Origin of the sequence: Coleofasciculus sp. B1-GNL1-01, assembly GCF_040220235.1 — a bacterium.
GTDB lineage: Bacteria > Cyanobacteriota > Cyanobacteriia > Cyanobacteriales > Coleofasciculaceae > Coleofasciculus.
The window spans coordinates 52,115-70,217 of sequence record NZ_JAVJTO010000135.1; the positions used below are offsets into that span (position 1 = coordinate 52,115).

Sequence of the window (18,103 nt, forward strand, 5' to 3'; positions counted from 1 at the left end):
CCTGAAAAATGGCAAAAGCTGACAAAATAAACTTTTCTTGTCCGAGTGGTTTTCCCGAATTTCTCCCCGGCGAAAAGCGTCTGGAGATGTATTTAATCGATACCATCCGCCAAGTTTTTGAGCGGTATGGATTCACACCCATCGAAACTCCAGCCGTTGAGCGATTAGAAGTCCTGCAAGCCAAAGGAAATCAAGGGGATAATATTATTTACGGGTTGCAACCAATTTTGCCGCCCAATCGCCAAGCTGAAAAAGAACAGGCGGGAGAAAGTGGTTCAGAAGAGAGAGCATTAAAGTTTGATCAGACGGTTCCCTTAGCAGCTTATATTGCCCGCCACCTGAATGAACTTCAGTTCCCCTTTGCTCGTTATCAGATAGATGTGGTATTTCGGGGAGAACGGGCAAAAGCCGGACGCTATCGCCAATTTCGCCAATGTGATATTGATGTAGTGGGTCGGAATAAGCTGAGTTTACTCTATGATGCTCAAATTCCAGCGATTATTGCCGAAATTTTTACGGCGATTAATATAGGAGACTTTTTGATCCGCATCAACAATCGCAAAGTTCTCAGTGGATTTTTTGAGTCGATTGGTTTAGACGAGAGCAAAATTATGCCCTCTATCCGGATTGTAGATGCAGCCGAGAAAATTGGCGAATCAAAGGTGAAAAAAGCGCTCTTGTCTGAAGGGTTATCCGATGAACAAGTCGAGCAAATTCTGACCTTCACCAAGATTCAGGGTTCGGTAGATGAGGTGTTGGCACAATTAAACGCCATGCTTGAGGATAAACCAGACGCTCAGGTATTGAAAACGGGCATTGCTGAACTAGAAACGGTGATTACCGGAGTGCGGAATTTGGGGGTGAGCGATCGCGTATTTTGCATTGACCTCTCCATTGCCCGTGGATTAGATTATTACACGGGAACAGTGTATGAAACAACACTGGTTGGTCACGAAGCCTTGGGCAGTATTTGTTCCGGGGGACGGTATGAAGAACTCGTGGGCATGTTTGTTGGGGATAAAATGCCAGGAGTAGGCATTTCCATCGGCTTAACTCGATTGATGAGTCGGTTGATTCAAGCCGGGATTCTGGAGTCGTTCTCGTCTACACCCGCCCAAGTGATGGTGGTGAATATGCAAAGTGACCTGATGCCTTTATATTTAGAGGTATCTCAGAAACTGCGTCAGGCGGGAATTAGTACAATAACCAGTTTTGACGAGCGTTCTGTAGGCAAACAGTTACAGCAAGCTGATAAACGGGGAATTCCCTTTTGTGTCATTATTGGCTCGGAAGAAGCTGCTGCTCAAAAATGCGGTTTGAAAAACCTGAGAACCGGGGAGCAAATTGCTGTCAATATAGAGCAACTCGCTGATGAGGTTACCAAACAATTAGCCTGAGCATTCCTGTAGAGACGCGCCATGGCGTGTCTCTACAAAAGGAATAATTTTGTAGCATAAGTTACAGACAATTGGCTAATCATCCGCATTAGGTGTGATTACTGGATTTCTGTTGCTAGCGATCGCGCATTTCAGAAAAAGGAACCATGAACTACACTGCCACCAAAGCGTCTTGATAACGGTTATGGAGTAGACTGACATGAACTTGACTAAGAGCATACCAGGTTTGCTCACTGACCACGCCATCTTCCACTAAGCCATGATGGTTTTGGAATGATCGCACAGCGCGTTCTGTTTGTTCGCCAAAGTGACCATCAATTGGCGCAGCATAATCCTGAGTCAGATGCAGCACCCACTGTAAAGGAATCACCATATCATGTCGGCTACCTCGGTTTAGTACAGGCATATTAACGGGAGTACCCTGATAAAGGGCTTGCCACGTCAGGGAATCAACAATACCATCTGCTTTGAGGAACATACTTTGCTGAAATTCCATCACAGCATCATGGACAGAGCAATCAAAATACCCCCCCATTGGACCCGTGTAGGTACCGCACTGAGCCAAAAGCTTTTGCAGTTCTAAAACCTCGGCTCCCACCGAACCCAGTTGCAGTATAGGTTTACGAACCGACGATTTAGCTGTGAGTCTAACCTTGGATGTTGTTTCTGGATTAAAAAGCGCTTGCATAATACAGAGCGTGACATTAAATTTAAGAGATTGTTGATGGCGGAGAACTTACCCTGACTAACCTAATCAGCCCAAAGAAAGGTCTTGTCAATCATCCGATTGGGTGAATTGGGTTCAAGGATGTAGTCTCTCTCAACTTAATCCTACAGTAGGTTCATCGGAAAGGAAATCACGCAAAAGCGATCGCGCCTGAGTGGGACGGTTCAAGAGTGCGATCGCTTAATTCAATTTAACGGATTTTATCTCAACCTGTGGAAACCCGCGCAGGCGGGTTTCGTTTGTGTAGCTGCGGTTTCAACTGAAGTTCCCCCAGCCAAAAAATCAAAACTGCCTCACCGTGCAGTGTACAGCACTTTCTAACACGGTGTAGTACAGGAAGATGAGATAGTGCTTTTCTACTCTTGGACAGGGTGTATCACATCGAGTCTGAAAACGCTGTAAGCATTGAGCAGCCCACCTGAAACGGTTATTCCTTGTAATGCTGGAATTGGGTCAACGGTTGTCAGGATACGATTCTTGACCTACTGAGCGGTTAATGTTGGGTCTTGAGACCAAATCACACTGGCAACACCTGCTACGTATTGTCACTACTATCATTTCCTGCTGAGGCAACAAATAAGTAAATCGCCCTCAAACCCTTACTGTTCCATGTTTCCCGTTAAGAGTTTCCTAATATCTCAACCGTTAACTTTAAGTGTGTCCATCTACTTATCATCATTAGCCAAATCTATGTAAAGCTTTGTAACAAAAACTGACCTATTGCGTAAAAATTTCTCTCTCAGCCAGAGTGATCAGGTGAACGCCCGAATTTAGAGGTATCTATAACTACAGAGAAATAGTGATCTCCAATACAAACATAGATTAATTCTATGATTCATGAAGAGTCAAAACTGAGGCTTGCTTTGAAAAGTATGAATAGTTAAGATAAAGGATTCTGCAAAAATGAAACCAATGAATGAAGAAATTAATAGGACGTATTTAAATCTGGAGATTAATAGATGTCTAATATATCTCAAAAAACTGAGTTAATTAATTTAATTATTGAGGTCAATAAAACTGTCCCAGGAAGTATAGAGCGAAGGCAAAAGGTAACCAAACTGGTTGATCGAATCCTGCGATCGCGCCCAATATGCCGTCCACTTAAAGACCAACCCCTATCCAGTGCTTGTCAAGACATTTACCAAGCCGCACGCCAGCAACTTTTGGTTACTCTGTCCTCGGATATTGACCGCTACAATCCTGAAAATGAATCTTTAAGAGAATGGGCAAATCTACGGATGCGGGAAGCCTTTCAAGACATACTCACTGACAACCGTCTGAAACTGCTAGCCCTAGAAGCGAAACAGCATCCAGCCCAGACGCAGCAACGCCAATATCTCTTAACTGAACTCATTAATGCAATTCAACTCTCCCGGAGACTGATCCATCCCCGCCGAGGTGAACTTTCTCGTGATTTTTATAACTTAATTTATGATGATGCCGTAAATCGAACATTGCTTTATGTTTTCCAAAAAATTGACTTATATGACCCAGAACGAGGAAATGGAGTATTTATGAATTGGGTTAACTTTAGACTGGATAGAACATTAAGAGACATCCGAGCCTCTTACCAGATTACCCAAGATAAACCAATTGCTATCGAGGAAATAGAGACTATAGGCGAAACTAAAGATGTTCCCACGACATTTGAAATAATCATGCACTATATAGAACGTGATCCCGATAAAATTTTTCAACAGGAGGTGATCAAGAAAAATCCTAACGCCAGCTTCCAAGCCATATTTTTAGCGAAACGCATTCAGGGGAAAAGCTGGAAAGAGATTTCTGAAGAGTTGGGAATTCCCGTGACAACCTTGAGTAGTTTCTATTGGCGTTGTATTCAACGGTTTGCCCCAAGGATTAAACAGTATGTCCAAGACTGTGCCTAAGTTCGTCATTGGTCATTAGTCATTTGTCATTTGTAATGATTTGAGTACGATTTACAGAACGGGTGGAGTGTTCAGTTTATTTTCAACAACCCACTTATTAGATTACAGCGACACCGATAAACAGGAGAAAACGTGATGATTCATATCAATAAAGCCTCGATGTCTAAAGTTAAGCTAGGTTGGCAAGCCCATCAAAACGCCAAACAGTTTCGTCAACATCAATCTACTCCCTTCAATTTTGTCAACGCGCAGCAGGTTTATCTGAATACCCTAGCCGTGTATGCAGTTAACGACTACCTCAAGCGCCAAGGAATAGAGACAGATTTAACTGGAAGTGATAGCTGGGACCCATTAATCCAGTCTTTAGCCAATATTGCCGACTTAAAGGTTAAACGGCACGAGCAATGGGTAAAACTTGAGTGTCGTCCTGTGTTCTCGGATACAAACTTTGTTTACATTCCAGCGGAAGTTTGGGAAGATAGGATTGGTTATGTTGCCGTCGGGATGAATGAATCCCTCACCGAAGCAACATTACTGGGTTTTACTCAAACTGTGACTACGGAGGAGTTATCTCTTAACCAGTTCCAATCTTTGGATAATTTGCTCAAGTGTCTTCAACTCAAACGTGAACCTAAACCTCTGGTTCAGTTAAATCAATGGTTTGATAGTATTGTGGCAGAGGGTTGGCAAACTGTTGAAGCATTATTGGGTACACCAGACGTTAGTCTAGCCTTCAGAAGTGTCAATCCGGCGACGGTGAAGCGGGGGAAGATAATCCAACTGAAAGACCAAAGTCTAGCACTGATACTTGACCTGAATCAAGACAATGAACAAAATGTTCGCATCCGGGTTAAAGTTCGTTCTTTAACGAGTAACACCTCTTTACCCGCAGGTATCAAGTTAATGGTACTGGATGAAACTGGAGAATCTTTTCAAGAAACTCAAGCCGGAAACGCTGACCATTCTATTCAAACTAAACCCTTTCAGTTTATTGATCAACCTGAGGAACAATTTACCGTTAAAGTGGTGCTGGGTGAGGAGAGCGTAACGGAGGATTTTATAATTTAAACTGAGGAAAGCCAGAACATAACTATGGGTAAGGTCGTTAAACTTAATTTAGAACATGGGAATTTTAGCCAAGGGTTTCAGATTACCCTAGAAATTGGTGATGAGAGTTTTCCGCATCGTCAAATCCGGACAGGTGGTAGTCTACCCGCTAATTTACAGGTTTCTGGAAACTATGATAATTGGAAACAAACCTATCGCCGCTTAGAAACAGCGTTCAGGCGTCCAGTTATTCTAGATGAAGAAACCGAACTCCTCCCCCCTGTCTCTGCTGATGAATGTCAAGTCTTATTTGATACCCTAAAAGGTAGTATTAATCATTGGCTTAGGGCTGAAGAGTTTCGCCGTGTCAAAGAGCAATTACTCAGAGAGTTAGACGAAGACGAAGAAATTCGCGTCATTATCCGCACCAGTGAACACAATTTGCGGAAATTACCCTGGGATACGTGGGACTTTTTTGATGAGTTTCCCAATGCGGCTGTGGCGATTAGTCCGACAGAACATGATGTCGGAACTCCGGTTAAACCGAAAAATAAAGTCAGAATTTTGGCAATTTTAGGCAATAGCCAGGGAATTGATATTGCCAGAGACAGAGGGTTACTCGAAGGTTTACCCCAAGCGGATGTCCGCTTTCTGGTGGAACCGCAACGTCAAGAATTTGAAACCCTGTGGAGTGAAGAGTGGGATATTCTTTTCTTTGCGGGACATAGTTACTCTCAAGGAGATGGCGATTGCGGTTATATTTATATTAACCAAACCGAGAAGCTAGCCATTAGCGAGTTAAGAAATACCCTAAAACGAGCGATTAAGAAAGGGTTACAACTGGCGATTTTTAATTCCTGTGATGGTTTAGGATTAGCCAATGAGTTGCAGCGCCTGAATATCCCGCAAATGATTGTCATGCGGGAACCTGTACCGGATAAGTTTGCTCAAGAATTTTTGAGATATTTTCTGGAATCGTTTTCCAGTGGCAAATCCTTGTATACTTCAGTCCGAGAAGCCCGGGAAAAGCTACATGATTTATCGGATATTGAGAGAAGGTTTCCGGGTGCAAGTCTATTACCGGTGATTTGCCAAAATCCTACAGTTTTACCCGTGAAGTGGGACGATTTTTTGGCAAAGAAAAAGCCTGAGGTTAACTCCGAATCAGGGGAGTCGGTTGAACCGCCAATTTTACCTGAAGATAAACAGACGTTACCCCAACCGATTTCTCCGGAACAGTCGGCGACTGAGGATAAAGCTCTCCAGGTTTCATCCCCAGGGAAAAAGCCAATCGGTAAACTAATAGGTATCGGAGTTTTGGGCGGCGCTATTTGTATCTCAGCCATCAGCGGTTGGTTATGGTGGAAACGCCTTATCTGTTCATTGAACGATAATCGGATACCATTCATGATTAATATTCCCCAAGGACAACTGTTTAATTATGGGGGAAGTACAACTTGGGTTCCTCTTGCTCAACCCTTTCACGAACAGATCAAGATAGCCTTGCCCGATTTTCAGCTCAATCCACCCAAGTATAGTGGTTCAGTGGAGGGAATTGAACAGGTATTGGGAGGATATTTTGCCTTCAGTCTATCCTCTACCCATCTGCGAAAAAAAGATTTAGCCGAGGCGAGACAGCAAGGCTATGAACTGATTCAGGCACCAGTGGCAATTGACGCGATCGCAGTCGGGGTAAATCCGCAACTAAATGTTCCTAACCTAACCTTAACTCAGCTTAAAGATATTTATACCGGAAAAATTAGCAACTGGCAACAAGTGGGAGGTCCGGATGTGCCGATTACTCCCTACTCCCGCGCACCCGAAGGCGGAACCGTGCGATTTTTTACCGATGCGGTTTTAGGAGGACAACCGTTTAATACCCAAATTGTCCAATTTGTTGATTCGACAACCACGGGAATCGGTAAAGTCACCAATGATCTAGGTGGGATTTACTACGCCTCAGCACCGGAAATTGTCTCTCAATGTGGAATTCGCCCTTTACCGTTGGGACTTCCAGGAAAGACGGCGATTGCTCCCTATCAGGGTGAGTTAGTTCCCCTGGAGTCTTGTCCCCAGCATCGCAATCAGGTTAATTTAGCCGCTTTTAAAAGTGGAGAGTATCCTTTAACTCGCAACTTATTTGTGATTATTAAAGATTTTCCAGGTGAGAATAATGCCCAGGAACAAGCTGGGAGAGCGTATACTAATTTGATAGTAACGGGTAAGGGTCAAGGGATGGTAAAAGAACCGGGATTTGTTCCGGTTGCTCAAGCTTGTCCGTCGCCCTAGTGCAGCTTGGCGAAAATACTTGAGCAGCTTCGTAGATACGATGAAGCTGGGGAAGCAGAGGGAGCTGGGGGAGCTGGGAGAGCTGAGGGAGCAAAGGATAAAAAAATGATTAGCTGGTGGGGGAATTATTTAGTTGTCTGTGTCAATCTGTGTGCTTGACTATTTAATGTTCTAGAAAGTGCCATTTATTATGTGTACTCTGTGTTTTTGTCAATAGTTGGCAATGATTTTTATCATAACTTTAACAAAATACATGCGTCCCAGGGGGAGGTTGGGAGTGAGACGAAAACCGTCAATTATACAAAGTCTTACGAAGATTCAAGGGTTTTAGCTGTATCAAAATTATTTTTGCCCACAAAAAACCCACCATAGATAGTATACCTGAAAATCGCACAAGTTTCTCACAATCGCTGCAACCCTTGAAAATTCGTAGCTTTTTCCCAAAATGAGGTAAAAAACGAGCAATTATGACGTTTTGTTGAGACGAGATCCTGATTGAAAAAATTAAACCGTTCTGGGGGAAAGAATAGTTTAACTTATCAGAGCTTGACAAATTAAGCCGAGGTGTTGCCTATTGCAAGAAAGCCTAGCGCGTAGCGCTATAGAATTGAGTCAAGCTAAGGAAATGTCAGTAGCGAAGCAGAAAGAAAGAGCTAAGTGGTATGTAGTGAATTATGGTTATCAAAAGAAGTGCGATCGCTCGCTGTGCCGGATCGGATTTGTCTAAAGTCCACTATTAATCAAGTGTCCGATTATGCCATTAGAGAATGAAGCGAAGCGAAATGAAGAATATCTCCAGATACTGATGCTTATTCCGACGCTTGTTACGCTACTGGATTGACACAGCTAAAATGGTGGAGTAGATTCTACCGTTAAATCGGGCGCAAAGCAATAAGCCCCTACAGTTTATGCACTACTCATCGTTATTGGTGTTACTATCCTTATCCCTATCGTTCCCGCTACTTTCACCCTCAACGGCAAATGCCCAAGATACAACAGCACAATCTAGCTTTGCCCAAGGATTTTGGCGTCCAGCCGAAGGACTGGTTCAAGAACAACTGAATTTGATTAATCGGATTGAGCGAGCATACTACAGTCCTAATGTATATCAAGTAGAAGCGACGCGATCGCAACTTTTCTTACATCTCGGCAAAGTGGAACGCTTCTTGAATAGTCAGTATCGAATTCCCCAGTTTCTCTGTAATAACGGAACGCCTGATCCCGATGTTCCTGCACCGTTAACCTTACCCCAGCGACAGGTGTACTGCAATCTTTATGTATCCACCCAGAAGCTGGAACCCATGGTTGATCTGTTAGATATGCGGTTACCGATGCTAGCGGGGTTAGCCGCACCCAGTACCCTACCATTAGATGATCAACGTCCAGGATTGCGGTTGAATTTAGCCACACCACTTCGTCCTGAATTTGCACCTGTACCCGACTTCCCCGAACCCGAACCGCCTGTCTTGGGTATGCCGACAAAGCGCCCCCTGACAGACTATCAGAGACAACCGCGACAACCTGCGATCGCGCCTCCAGAAGCTGTCACCCAAACCCTTTTAGCCGCACGGGAACAATTATTACCCACATTACCAGCATTTCCCGACTCGGCTCGTATTATTGACCCTGGTGTCTACTCAGTCATTCCCACCCAAAGTACTTTGGGTCTTTTACCCTTAGAACCCCAACGATATGCCGACTTTCTTGACCAACCCAACACCGGAATTGCCCGTATCTTTCTCGCCGAAAGCTATCAACCTGATCCCAATAAGCTGCGAAACCGCTTGCAATCTCCCCTCCCCCAACCCTTTCCCTTAACGACTGGGGTTGAATCGGCGACGGACTCCGTTCCTAGCTTGGCGTTGGAAATTGAAAATGGAAACTTCACTATTCCTTTGCAGGGGCTGGATTATGGTTTTATCGTCAATTTGGGCGACGTTTCTTTAGACGAACTCGACGCCAATCTCAACACAATTCCTACGCTTACACCTGAACAACGGGATTTATTCCTAAATTATCGTCCGCCCAATGAAGTAGAAGCTTTACAAATAGACCAACGGCGCTTTTATACAGGTAAAGATGGGATTGGGTTTGTCCCGCCTTTAAGTCCACCTGCGGCTACAGGTTCAGAGGTAAAATTAAATAACACCTATTTGGTCAGATTAATTCAATTCCAGTTACCCGAAGCTGTACTTGAAGGAGAACCAATTTCCCGGGCGCAGCGCCGTTATTTACCAGACATTCTCAACACACCGAGTAGCGATGTTATTGTGGCGTTTCAACCGGTTCACCAGCGTTTAGATGGGAGTTATACCGTGCTGTGGCGTTTACTGTATCGGTTTAGTGATCCCCAAATTGAAAATTTAGCCGAATATGTTGATTTAGAGTAGGGGCTTGGTTCCCTTGGTGACCAAGCCCCTACGAATGCCCGGTATATAATGGCAAATGCGATCGCACTCCCTCTGCTCCCAGACGTTCCACGCCTTACGTCTCTACAACCCCTTGACGGAGCCTGCGCCCCTAGGCTAAGGGTTAATTTGGCTCTGGGAATAATTGTAATTGTATCTGAATCAATGTTTAATCCTTATCGTTATCAACAACAGTTAAATCAACCGTTTTCCTTTGATCATCTCTACTCTCATCCGGGTTCTCTGGATAGTTATGATTCCCAGGGAATTCGCCAAAGCATTGGTATTATCGGTGGGGGAATTGCTGGACTTACTTGTGCTTATGAATTGAGTCAACTGGAACACCAGGTTACCCTGTTGGAAGCGTCTGGGCGTTTAGGGGGTCGTATTTATACTCACTATTTCAGTGATAGCACTCATGCCGAATTGGGCGCCATGAGGGTTCCGGCTAGTCATGGTTGCACCCTCTATTATATGGATAAATTTAAGTTAAAAAGAAGACAATTTGTTAGTTACAATCCCGCCGCTTACTATTATTTACGTGGTCAAAAGACTCGCCTTGACAATTATAAATCCCTATTATATAATTACCATTTAACTCTTGAAGAGCAGCAAGACCCAGCGGTAATTTACGAAACTATATTAGAGGAGTTAATTGAGTCTTTGTCTAATCAGGAGAAATGGGAGATGTTTTCCCCTAGCTTCACCAGTTCCCGACTAAGAGAATACGACAGCCTCTCGGTAACCCAATATTTTCGCGATCGCCTCTCCCCCGATGCCTTTGAATTCGTCGGTCACGCGACAGGGATGATCCATTATAATCAAGTTTCTCTTTTGAATGGGTTAATTGACTTTTTTGCTTGGCATCGCGTGGAACAATACAAGTTAGTCGGAGGGATGGAAACCCTGGTAAACGCTTTTGCGGAAAGAATACCAGGGGACATTCAGACTCAAGCCCAGGTAACCGCCATAGAACTAACGGATTCTGGCGTTAAACTCCACTGGAATAGTTTACAGGGTAAACAAAGCGCCGAGTTTGATTTTGTCATCTGTACGCTTCCGACTACGGCTTTGGCAAAAATCGATTTTGATCCGCCTTTACCTGCTCAACAAAGGGAAGCGATTAACAGTCTGGGGTATTGTAGCGCCGCGAAAACCTTATTTCACTGTACCGCTCGTCCTTGGGAGTTTGAGGATGGAATCTATGGTGGCGGAAGTTTTACAGATTTAAATATCGAAAAGTGTTGGTATCCTGATGATAATGCTATCTTGGCAGATAAACAATCAGACAATCCTGACTGGATAGCCTGCGATCGCGAACGTTCCCACCAACCGTCTGCGTTTACAGCAGCGTATCGTTGGGAAGGGAATTCACGAAAATTCCGGAGTCTGGAAGAAGGCGATCGCACTGAATTGACGTTACGTGAGGTTAAGCAACTCCATCCTCAGATTGAGCCATACGTTGATGATATCGTTCACTATATTTGGGATGAAAAGGCTAAACTGGGTTCTGGCTCTTATGCCTTTTTTGCTCCAGGAGAACATGAGCGATATCAAGGATGGTTGGGTGAATCCTATCCTCACCAGCAACCTCGCGTCTTTTTTGCCGGGGAACATCTGGGCATTAATCATGCTTCGGTGCAAGGGGCAATTCAGACAGCAGTTTCAGCAGTTATTGAGCTTCTGGAAACATCTATTCTTAAGTTTTAGCATCTTAGTGTAAAATTAAGTTGTTGGATAGCCTTTAAAAAATGGGAAATATGAAAAATAATAATAACAAGAATCATCATATAGCAATGTGGGTTGTTCCTAGAAGCCGTTCCACAGCAATTACTAGAGCTTTTGAACAGTTGGAGGAATGTGTAATCTATGATGAACCTTTATATGGTGCCTACTTCGTAAATGTTAATGCTGATTATCATTTACTTGAGGAGCGTATTCTCAAAATTTGGCAGGATAATTTGTCGAAGTATCCTGAAACAAATTATGATAAAATTATCCAAAAAGCAACTGGAAAATTGCCAGATGGCAAGTCTATTTCTTTTCAAAAGAATATGTCATACTTTATGTTACCAAAATTTGGAAGAAATTGGCTTAAATCAATGAAAAATTTATTTCTGATCAGAGACCCTAAAGAGACAATTGTGTCATCTTGGAAGAATTATAGATTAGTTAATCAGGAATGGAGATTAATTTTTTATGGAGTAGGTTGGGAACAACATTATAGCCTCTTTAGAGATATTGAAGCTCTAACAGGATCAATGCCTTTGGTAATCGATTCAACTGATTTAGTGAAAAAGCCTCGAGAATATTTGGAAGCGTTATGCTTTGAATTAGGAATAGATTTTTCCGAAAAAATGCTCAACTGGAGTTCAAATCCAGATAATAGTAACCTAAATTGGGGAAATACAGTTTACGCCAGTTATTATGAAAATATCCTAAATTCTACTGGATTCTTTTATGAAGACAAAAAGTCTGCAATTCCAGAGGAATTTCCCAATGAACTAAGACCTTATATCAACAGTTCTCTAGCTTTTTATGAAGAAATGTCAAAATACCGCATGATCCTCGAATAAATATCAACTTCCATGTACTCAAACAATTACATTATCAGTCTTATTGGAAAGAGCAATCTAGACACATATTTTTTACTAAAACAAAATTAGCAAACTCCAAAAGTAATACCTAGATCCTTGAGCCATCTACGATAGGCAATAGAGGCTCGATCACAGGGAACGTGGACTTCTGGCGGCCATTCTGTATCAGTCCCTTGTCGAGGGAGAAGAGGTAAACGTGCTGGACGGTGTGACTCCAACATTAGAAGATCTTCACAAATAACGTTGTCCGTAGATGTTTGCATTTCCGATTCTGTTATTTCGTATCCGTAGTTCATGGCTAGAGAAATCCACATCAAACAGCTTTCTTCATCAATTGGTGTTACATTTATAAACCAGTGCATTATTTTAGCACCATTGTCTATTTCTTTAACTACTTTTAAGCTTAAAGGACGAGCTACTTTGATAGACGATATGGTGATTTTACGAACCGTTTTACTGTTATTAAAATAGGAACCATCTAATTGCCAAGCATTAATATTGTGTACAGTAATGCTGTCTTTCTCTGTTGTCACTTCATAGTTTTCTATAATTGGATAATCAGGATGACCTATAGATCCTTCATGCAAAAAAGGAACATGAGATTGATCTAAATTATTATCAATTACTCGAAATGGGCTAGTTTTCACATGATAGGGATTGGAGATAAACAAACGGTAATCTGGATTGTCCCATTCCGGAAATGAAGACACATCTTGAACAGGATTACCTAAACTTACCCATATATAACCTTGGCTTTCTTGACATTGATAAGTTTTGACACAGGCATTTAATGGAGGAAGTTGGGTAGTAAGTGAAGGGATATTTACACATTTACCCTGTTGATCGTACTGCCAGCCATGATATCTACACGTAAGATGATCGCCAACTATTTTTCCTAGGGAAAGAGCAACACCTCTATGAGGACACCAGTCTTGGCAAGCTACTACGGGGGATTCGGGAGAATTACCACGCCATATAACAATTTCTTGTCCTAGTAGTCTCAACGGTTTGATATTACCTGGTTGGATATCCTTGGCTTGGGAGACAATATACCAGTCATTTGCTAAAATCGGATCTATTTCAACCATTCTCTACGTCTATTTAGTTAAACTTTTCAAATTTTTAAGTTCACACTGAAAAATACTTGGCTTCTGGCGATCGTCAACTCCCAGTCGGTGACCATTTGTATGAATGTATCCAATAAAAACGATTGGTTACTTTCCCTGTATTTAGGGTCGCATGAGATTTGTAAGCAGGAACAAAAAACTCTTCCCCAATTTTAGGGCGATATTTATTACCTTCTAGAGAAATTTCCATCTCTCCTTCTAAGACAATAAAAACTTCATCACCCTCATGACCAGGATCTGACCAACCTCCACCGGGAGGAGATGTCCAGATTTCACAGATAAATCCTTTATTCTGCCAATAATTAACTTTTTCATTGATTTCATTGTTAATCATAATTTTCTTGCCTTATTATTGTTCCTCAAACTTTTTTGAAAATTGAATTCCAATTCTTTGACCCATTATAACCAAACATATCTTGGTAATAAGTATCAATTAAGTACTCATCGTGATGATTCATAAACCAAGTCTTCACTAAATCAAGTTTGCACCCCATCCGTTCAATAAATTCTCGATCTTCCCAATCTGACCACTCCTCCCACAAAGCCTTATTTGTGTCTTCAATAATTAAATAATCTCCACTCTGTAAACCATTATGATGAAAATAATCTAGGATACCGACTAAATTAACATGAACATCTTCTAGTATTAACCAAGGATGAGCAAGTTTAGAAAGGAGTGTTGGAGACCAAACTACATCAATCTGATTACAATCACCTTCCCAGAATTTTATCTTGGGTTCAACTTTGGCTTTTTCATCCAGTAAGGATAAATCGATATCAACAGAGTAGACAAGACCTTCAATATCAAATAACTTCAACTGATCGGCTAACCATACTGCACTTCCTCCAGTGTCTGCACCAAGTTCAATGATGGTTTTAGGTCTAAGTTCATAAATCAGCATTGGATAAAGGGCAATTTCTAGAGGACTTTTGTCCATCGGTATCTCTTTCCATGTTTGTAAATGGTAGTTATTGGTCAAAGGTCTCCAAGCAGACTGGGGAATATCACACCTATTTTCTCGCTCATAAATTTGGACAAAGCGCTTATTCTCGGAGATCTCTGAACCAGAACGGGTTAATTTAGTAATACTTTGAGTATTCATAGCTATTGCTCCTTTTTGAAAGCCAGAAGATACATCAATTTTGTTTCGTCATAGATCGGAAAATCCTCTTCACTGACTAATGTCCATGGTAATTGATCTAATGCTGTCTGCATTCCACGGCGATAATCTTCCCGTATCGTCAACAAGAATAGTCCTTCTTCCTTTAAAAAACCGAATAGATTGTTTAATACCTCAGCCCCAGCATGGGCATAGGCAAAAACCCCGGCGGCAATAATTGCATCAAAATTTGTTGAATGGCTAAAAAGTTTGGAATCTTCTAAATTACTCTGATGGAGAGCCTTGTAGACTTGTCTCTCTTTCGCGATCGCCAACATTTTTTCTGATAGATCTACTGCGGTAAGATTAGTATATCCCTGTTGTGCCAAGGCTTCACCGACTAATCCCGTACCCGCACCAGCATCTAAGATTTTGGCATTTTTCTTGGGAAGCAGCTTACTTAATGTCCGTGCTATAGTAACAGGCATAAAAGACCAATCCTCTCTTACATCTGCATCGTAGGTATTTGCCCAACTATCGTATTTAGTTTTTAATTCCTCAGTGCTTTGGCTATCACAAATCTCAGATAACCAAGCTCTTTTTTCTAAAAAATCGTTGGTTTGTTCTTTGCTCATGTTTAATCACTACTCCACGACTTCAACCACAGTCTCAGGAGATAAACGTTGCTGATGCCATTGGCTAATTTCTTCTCCCGGTATCAAAATGGGACTTCCTGGGGGAACTTTCTTGATACAACAACCGCTTATTTTACCTACTGCTTGACCAAGAGGTAATTTTTCTTTCCGGCTAAAGAAAGCCTCTTTAGGCAAGATTTTCATTTTAGGACTACGACAAAAATAACTGTCAGGCAAAGTCTCTATGGGTGCTTTTTCTCTGAGAATTGGCACAACCTTAGCCAAGGTTTTTCTCATGAATTGGAAATCGTGGTGACTGTGATTAAAAGAGAAAATCAATAACAATCCATGCTCGTCATCAAATTCCCCATCAATGCCGCAATTGTACAACAGTTGTGCCAACTCTTCTCCCGTCACGCGATCGCTTTTTAAATAGAGTTTCATCGGATCGCTAACTTGCCGATCATAGGTTAACACCTTGCCGTAACTATCCAATTGACGACGCAGGCGATCGCATTCCTGAATCGCTTGCCAAAATAACGCTTGACCTTCTTCAGAATACCCCTTCTTAATCGTATCTTCAATACTCAAAATTAACAGATTACTGCGGGTAGTGGTTTCAAATAAAGGCATCACCCCCATCACTTGCTCAATCGTAAACCGAGAGCAAGAGGGCAAATGTAATAAAGCCGTTTGTACCAAACTCCCTGTATATTTGTGTAAACTATGAGTGACAAGATCTGCACCGGAATTAATTGCTGATTGCCATTGTTCATCCAGAAAGGGAAAATGACTCCCATGGGCTTCATCGACGACTAAAGCTATCTCGCGCTCGCGACAGTAATCAGCTATCTTGTCAATATCAATAGTTATCCCTTCATAACTCGGATGAGTGAGTAACAAAGCTGATACATCACTGGTTTCCAACGCCGAGATTACTTCTTCCGTCGTCGGCATCAACGACACAGAAGGAATAAAATAAGGCTCCAATCCGGCTAAGATAATCCCGTGAATTGCAGAAATATGACTGTTCAGAGCGATAGCAACTCGTTTATACTGAGTCCCCAATAAAGCACAAGCCGTTAATACTCCTTGAGTCCCTCCTCCCGTCAGCCAAAAGGTATGCTTGGTGCCGTACAATTGAGAAAAATGTTGCTCTAGGCTTTCCGTGCGAGGGCGAGTCAGAAACGGCAGATCATATTGATAGATCTCTTGACTCAGGCGATTGCTATGTTGTCCAATTCCTTGGTGGGCGGGAGTATAAAGGCGAACCTGAATATCCCGATTATGGGATGCAATTAGCTTATAAGCGGAAGAGGGTTGATTCATGGCTTAGAGGAAAATTGGCTCAATTTGCGGTATTGGGCGAATTGTACTCTTAACGAGAATACCATTCCGTAACGCTAACAGCAATCCCGCCGCCTCCATGTAGCTATTGACACGATATATTTTCCTGCCTTGGGTTTCAATTTGCAACCGTTCCGGGGTAATATCGTACTTAGTGGTATTATCTTTGACTAAGATTACCGGAATATCTTGGTCTAACGACGCCAAGAAAGGAATATTCCCCACGGTTGTTTCTGGCATCACTACCGCCGAAACATTCTCTACCGATATCCGGGTTTCCCCTGGGGCTACGGGGGTATCAAACCTTACCGGGCGGGGAGAATGAATTAAACCCTGTAAAGGCGAACAAACATAGGCACTAGAAATTAATTCAGCACCATCTCTGGGATCGACTAATTTACCAAATCCCGTATGTTCCCACTCCAATAATAAGGGAGCATGGGCAGCCGTAAACGGATAGAAATTAGTTGTCATGTGAGTCATAATCGCTTCCGCACCCCCCCAAGGATTGGGGATCGACTCTCCTCGGTAGTAAGCCTGACGCACTTGATCATCGACGTGCAACGTCGTGATTAAAGCCACCGCCCTCGCCGCAGACGTTTCCACCACATCTAACGCCTTGATTAACTCCTCCATCCCTTTAAATTCCCCAGAAGCATTACCATAGGGGGAATAGGTACAAGCGGTTTCTACTAGACCACCGGTGACGACAACCGGATCAATATTAATTCCTCCCACAGTACGCAAGCCATTGAGAGCATTCAGCACATTGTTTAAAAATCGCTCATCTCGTGGCTTTTCAATAATCGCCGCGATCGTTTGGCGCTTTTCTGGAATCACGCCAATATTACCCAGGAGTAACTGACAAATCAGATTCCCTTCCAGGTAAAGCACATTATCCTGAGCGAAATAGATATCCGATGCGGTTACAGCATTGGGATTAGTCACCAGATAATCACAAGCCGCCGCTAAAAGATTGGTACTCGGAGTCGCATCTCCAGCAAAACCGCCAATTTCAGCTCTGACGCCTGTCGGAATAATACTCACGGCGACAAACGGTTGGGCAGAAACCCGTTGACGAAGATTAATATCGAGTAACGATGACCAAACAGGCTCTCTATCCGTATCGATAAAGCTGGATTCAAAGGTGAGCGTATCTCCTTTAACCTTGGTTAAAATCAAGCGAATGGGAACACCGGGTAAAGGAAGATTGCCAATTGCTTGTGCAATTTTTCTCCAACTGCGTTGTTGGGGAGGACATTGAATTTCAAAATCTTTGGTATAGACTTGCACCGTCAGCGTTTATATTGTTTGCATTGTAGATGGTTACATATACCATATTGGAAAGCCAGATACAATCCCGGTTAAGAAACTTTAACATTTCTACACAAAATAACCTAGAGCGTCTCCTGTGCTAGAGCGTCTCCTGGGGTGGCAATCAACTGTCTGGTAGGGGTCACGGGGCGCGGTCGCGCTGAAAAATACGGGTAGTAGCTTCCTTTTATCCTTTTATTAAGAAATATTAATCAAAACCCGCACT

The 18,103-nt window shown here is 42.6% G+C and carries 15 protein-coding genes; 8 read left to right on the forward strand and 7 right to left on the reverse strand.

Annotated features, from left to right (window positions below):
• Nucleotides 1–8: 8 nt before the first annotated feature.
• The gene (gene hisS / locus RID53_RS31665) at nt 9–1,397 is read left to right on the forward strand and encodes a histidine--tRNA ligase (protein WP_446391878.1); all 1,389 of its coding nucleotides are present in this window, start codon (nt 9–11) and stop codon (nt 1,395–1,397) included.
• A 151-nt stretch (nt 1,398–1,548) separates the two neighbouring features.
• On the opposite strand, the gene RID53_RS31670 is transcribed toward hisS, so the two are convergent.
• Complete coding sequence (locus tag RID53_RS31670) at nt 1,549–2,085, reverse strand: peptidoglycan-binding domain-containing protein (protein ID WP_446391879.1); 537 nt, start codon at nt 2,083–2,085, stop codon at nt 1,549–1,551.
• Between the two features lie 998 nt (nt 2,086–3,083).
• Between RID53_RS31670 and RID53_RS31675 the strand changes: the two genes are divergently transcribed.
• The 7 genes from RID53_RS31675 (at nt 3,084) to RID53_RS31705 (ending at nt 12,333) form a co-directional block, all read left to right on the forward strand.
• Nucleotides 3,084–4,013, forward strand: coding sequence for a hypothetical protein (locus RID53_RS31675; RefSeq protein ID WP_446391880.1), 930 nt, complete (start codon nt 3,084–3,086; stop codon nt 4,011–4,013).
• Between the two features lie 135 nt (nt 4,014–4,148).
• Entirely contained in the window at nt 4,149–5,081 is a 933-nt protein-coding gene (locus tag RID53_RS31680) for a DUF1822 family protein (RefSeq protein WP_446391881.1), read from the forward strand.
• A gap of 24 nt (nt 5,082–5,105) precedes the next feature.
• Nucleotides 5,106–7,349, forward strand: coding sequence for a substrate-binding domain-containing protein (locus RID53_RS31685; protein ID WP_446391882.1), 2,244 nt, complete (start codon nt 5,106–5,108; stop codon nt 7,347–7,349).
• A 6-nt stretch (nt 7,350–7,355) separates the two neighbouring features.
• The gene (locus RID53_RS31690; protein WP_446391883.1) at nt 7,356–7,508 is read left to right on the forward strand and encodes a hypothetical protein; all 153 of its coding nucleotides are present in this window, start codon (nt 7,356–7,358) and stop codon (nt 7,506–7,508) included.
• Between the two features lie 749 nt (nt 7,509–8,257).
• A complete protein-coding gene (locus RID53_RS31695) occupies nt 8,258–9,739 on the forward strand; it encodes a hypothetical protein (protein WP_446391884.1) in 1,482 nt (493 codons plus the stop codon).
• A gap of 183 nt (nt 9,740–9,922) precedes the next feature.
• Nucleotides 9,923–11,467 (forward strand): flavin monoamine oxidase family protein, encoded by a 1,545-nt coding sequence (locus tag RID53_RS31700; RefSeq protein ID WP_446391885.1) that lies wholly within the window; start codon nt 9,923–9,925, stop codon nt 11,465–11,467.
• A 50-nt stretch (nt 11,468–11,517) separates the two neighbouring features.
• Nucleotides 11,518–12,333 (forward strand): sulfotransferase-like domain-containing protein, encoded by an 816-nt coding sequence (locus tag RID53_RS31705; protein ID WP_446391886.1) that lies wholly within the window; start codon nt 11,518–11,520, stop codon nt 12,331–12,333.
• Between the two features lie 86 nt (nt 12,334–12,419).
• Here RID53_RS31705 and RID53_RS31710 read toward each other — a convergent pair whose 3' ends face one another.
• The 6 genes from RID53_RS31710 to RID53_RS31735 form a co-directional block, all read right to left on the reverse strand.
• Nucleotides 12,420–13,442, reverse strand: coding sequence for an aromatic ring-hydroxylating dioxygenase subunit alpha (locus tag RID53_RS31710; RefSeq protein WP_446391887.1), 1,023 nt, complete (start codon nt 13,440–13,442; stop codon nt 12,420–12,422).
• Nucleotides 13,443–13,515: 73 nt separating this feature from the next.
• Nucleotides 13,516–13,815 carry a cupin domain-containing protein gene (locus RID53_RS31715; RefSeq protein WP_446391888.1) on the reverse strand — a complete coding sequence of 100 codons (300 nt, stop codon included), beginning with the start codon at nt 13,813–13,815 and terminating at the stop codon, nt 13,516–13,518.
• A 25-nt stretch (nt 13,816–13,840) separates the two neighbouring features.
• Nucleotides 13,841–14,584 (reverse strand): CmcI family methyltransferase, encoded by a 744-nt coding sequence (locus RID53_RS31720; RefSeq protein WP_446391889.1) that lies wholly within the window; start codon nt 14,582–14,584, stop codon nt 13,841–13,843.
• Nucleotides 14,585–14,586: 2 nt separating this feature from the next.
• Complete coding sequence (locus RID53_RS31725) at nt 14,587–15,216, reverse strand: class I SAM-dependent DNA methyltransferase (RefSeq protein WP_446391890.1); 630 nt, start codon at nt 15,214–15,216, stop codon at nt 14,587–14,589.
• 9 nt (nt 15,217–15,225) lie between these two features.
• Entirely contained in the window at nt 15,226–16,545 is a 1,320-nt protein-coding gene (locus tag RID53_RS31730; protein ID WP_446391891.1) for an aminotransferase class I/II-fold pyridoxal phosphate-dependent enzyme, read from the reverse strand.
• A 3-nt stretch (nt 16,546–16,548) separates the two neighbouring features.
• The gene (locus RID53_RS31735; RefSeq protein WP_446391892.1) at nt 16,549–17,856 is read right to left on the reverse strand and encodes a DUF3326 domain-containing protein; all 1,308 of its coding nucleotides are present in this window, start codon (nt 17,854–17,856) and stop codon (nt 16,549–16,551) included.
• Between the last annotated feature and the right edge of the window lie 247 nt (nt 17,857–18,103).

Bases quoted from the DNA above. Each gene is read 5' to 3' on its own strand.
- hisS (WP_446391878.1), top strand. From the start codon at position 9: ATGGCAAAAGCTGACAAAATAAACTTTTCTTGTCCGAGTGGTTTTCCC.
- RID53_RS31670 (WP_446391879.1), bottom strand. From the start codon at position 2,085: ATGCAAGCGCTTTTTAATCCAGAAACAACATCCAAGGTTAGACTCACA.
- RID53_RS31675 (WP_446391880.1), top strand. From the start codon at position 3,084: ATGTCTAATATATCTCAAAAAACTGAGTTAATTAATTTAATTATTGAG.
- RID53_RS31680 (WP_446391881.1), top strand. From the start codon at position 4,149: ATGATTCATATCAATAAAGCCTCGATGTCTAAAGTTAAGCTAGGTTGG.
- RID53_RS31685 (WP_446391882.1), top strand. From the start codon at position 5,106: ATGGGTAAGGTCGTTAAACTTAATTTAGAACATGGGAATTTTAGCCAA.
- RID53_RS31695 (WP_446391884.1), top strand. From the start codon at position 8,258: ATGCACTACTCATCGTTATTGGTGTTACTATCCTTATCCCTATCGTTC.
- RID53_RS31700 (WP_446391885.1), top strand. From the start codon at position 9,923: ATGTTTAATCCTTATCGTTATCAACAACAGTTAAATCAACCGTTTTCC.
- RID53_RS31705 (WP_446391886.1), top strand. From the start codon at position 11,518: ATGAAAAATAATAATAACAAGAATCATCATATAGCAATGTGGGTTGTT.
- RID53_RS31710 (WP_446391887.1), bottom strand. From the start codon at position 13,442: ATGGTTGAAATAGATCCGATTTTAGCAAATGACTGGTATATTGTCTCC.
- RID53_RS31715 (WP_446391888.1), bottom strand. From the start codon at position 13,815: ATGATTAACAATGAAATCAATGAAAAAGTTAATTATTGGCAGAATAAA.
- RID53_RS31720 (WP_446391889.1), bottom strand. From the start codon at position 14,584: ATGAATACTCAAAGTATTACTAAATTAACCCGTTCTGGTTCAGAGATC.
- RID53_RS31725 (WP_446391890.1), bottom strand. From the start codon at position 15,216: ATGAGCAAAGAACAAACCAACGATTTTTTAGAAAAAAGAGCTTGGTTA.
- RID53_RS31730 (WP_446391891.1), bottom strand. From the start codon at position 16,545: ATGAATCAACCCTCTTCCGCTTATAAGCTAATTGCATCCCATAATCGG.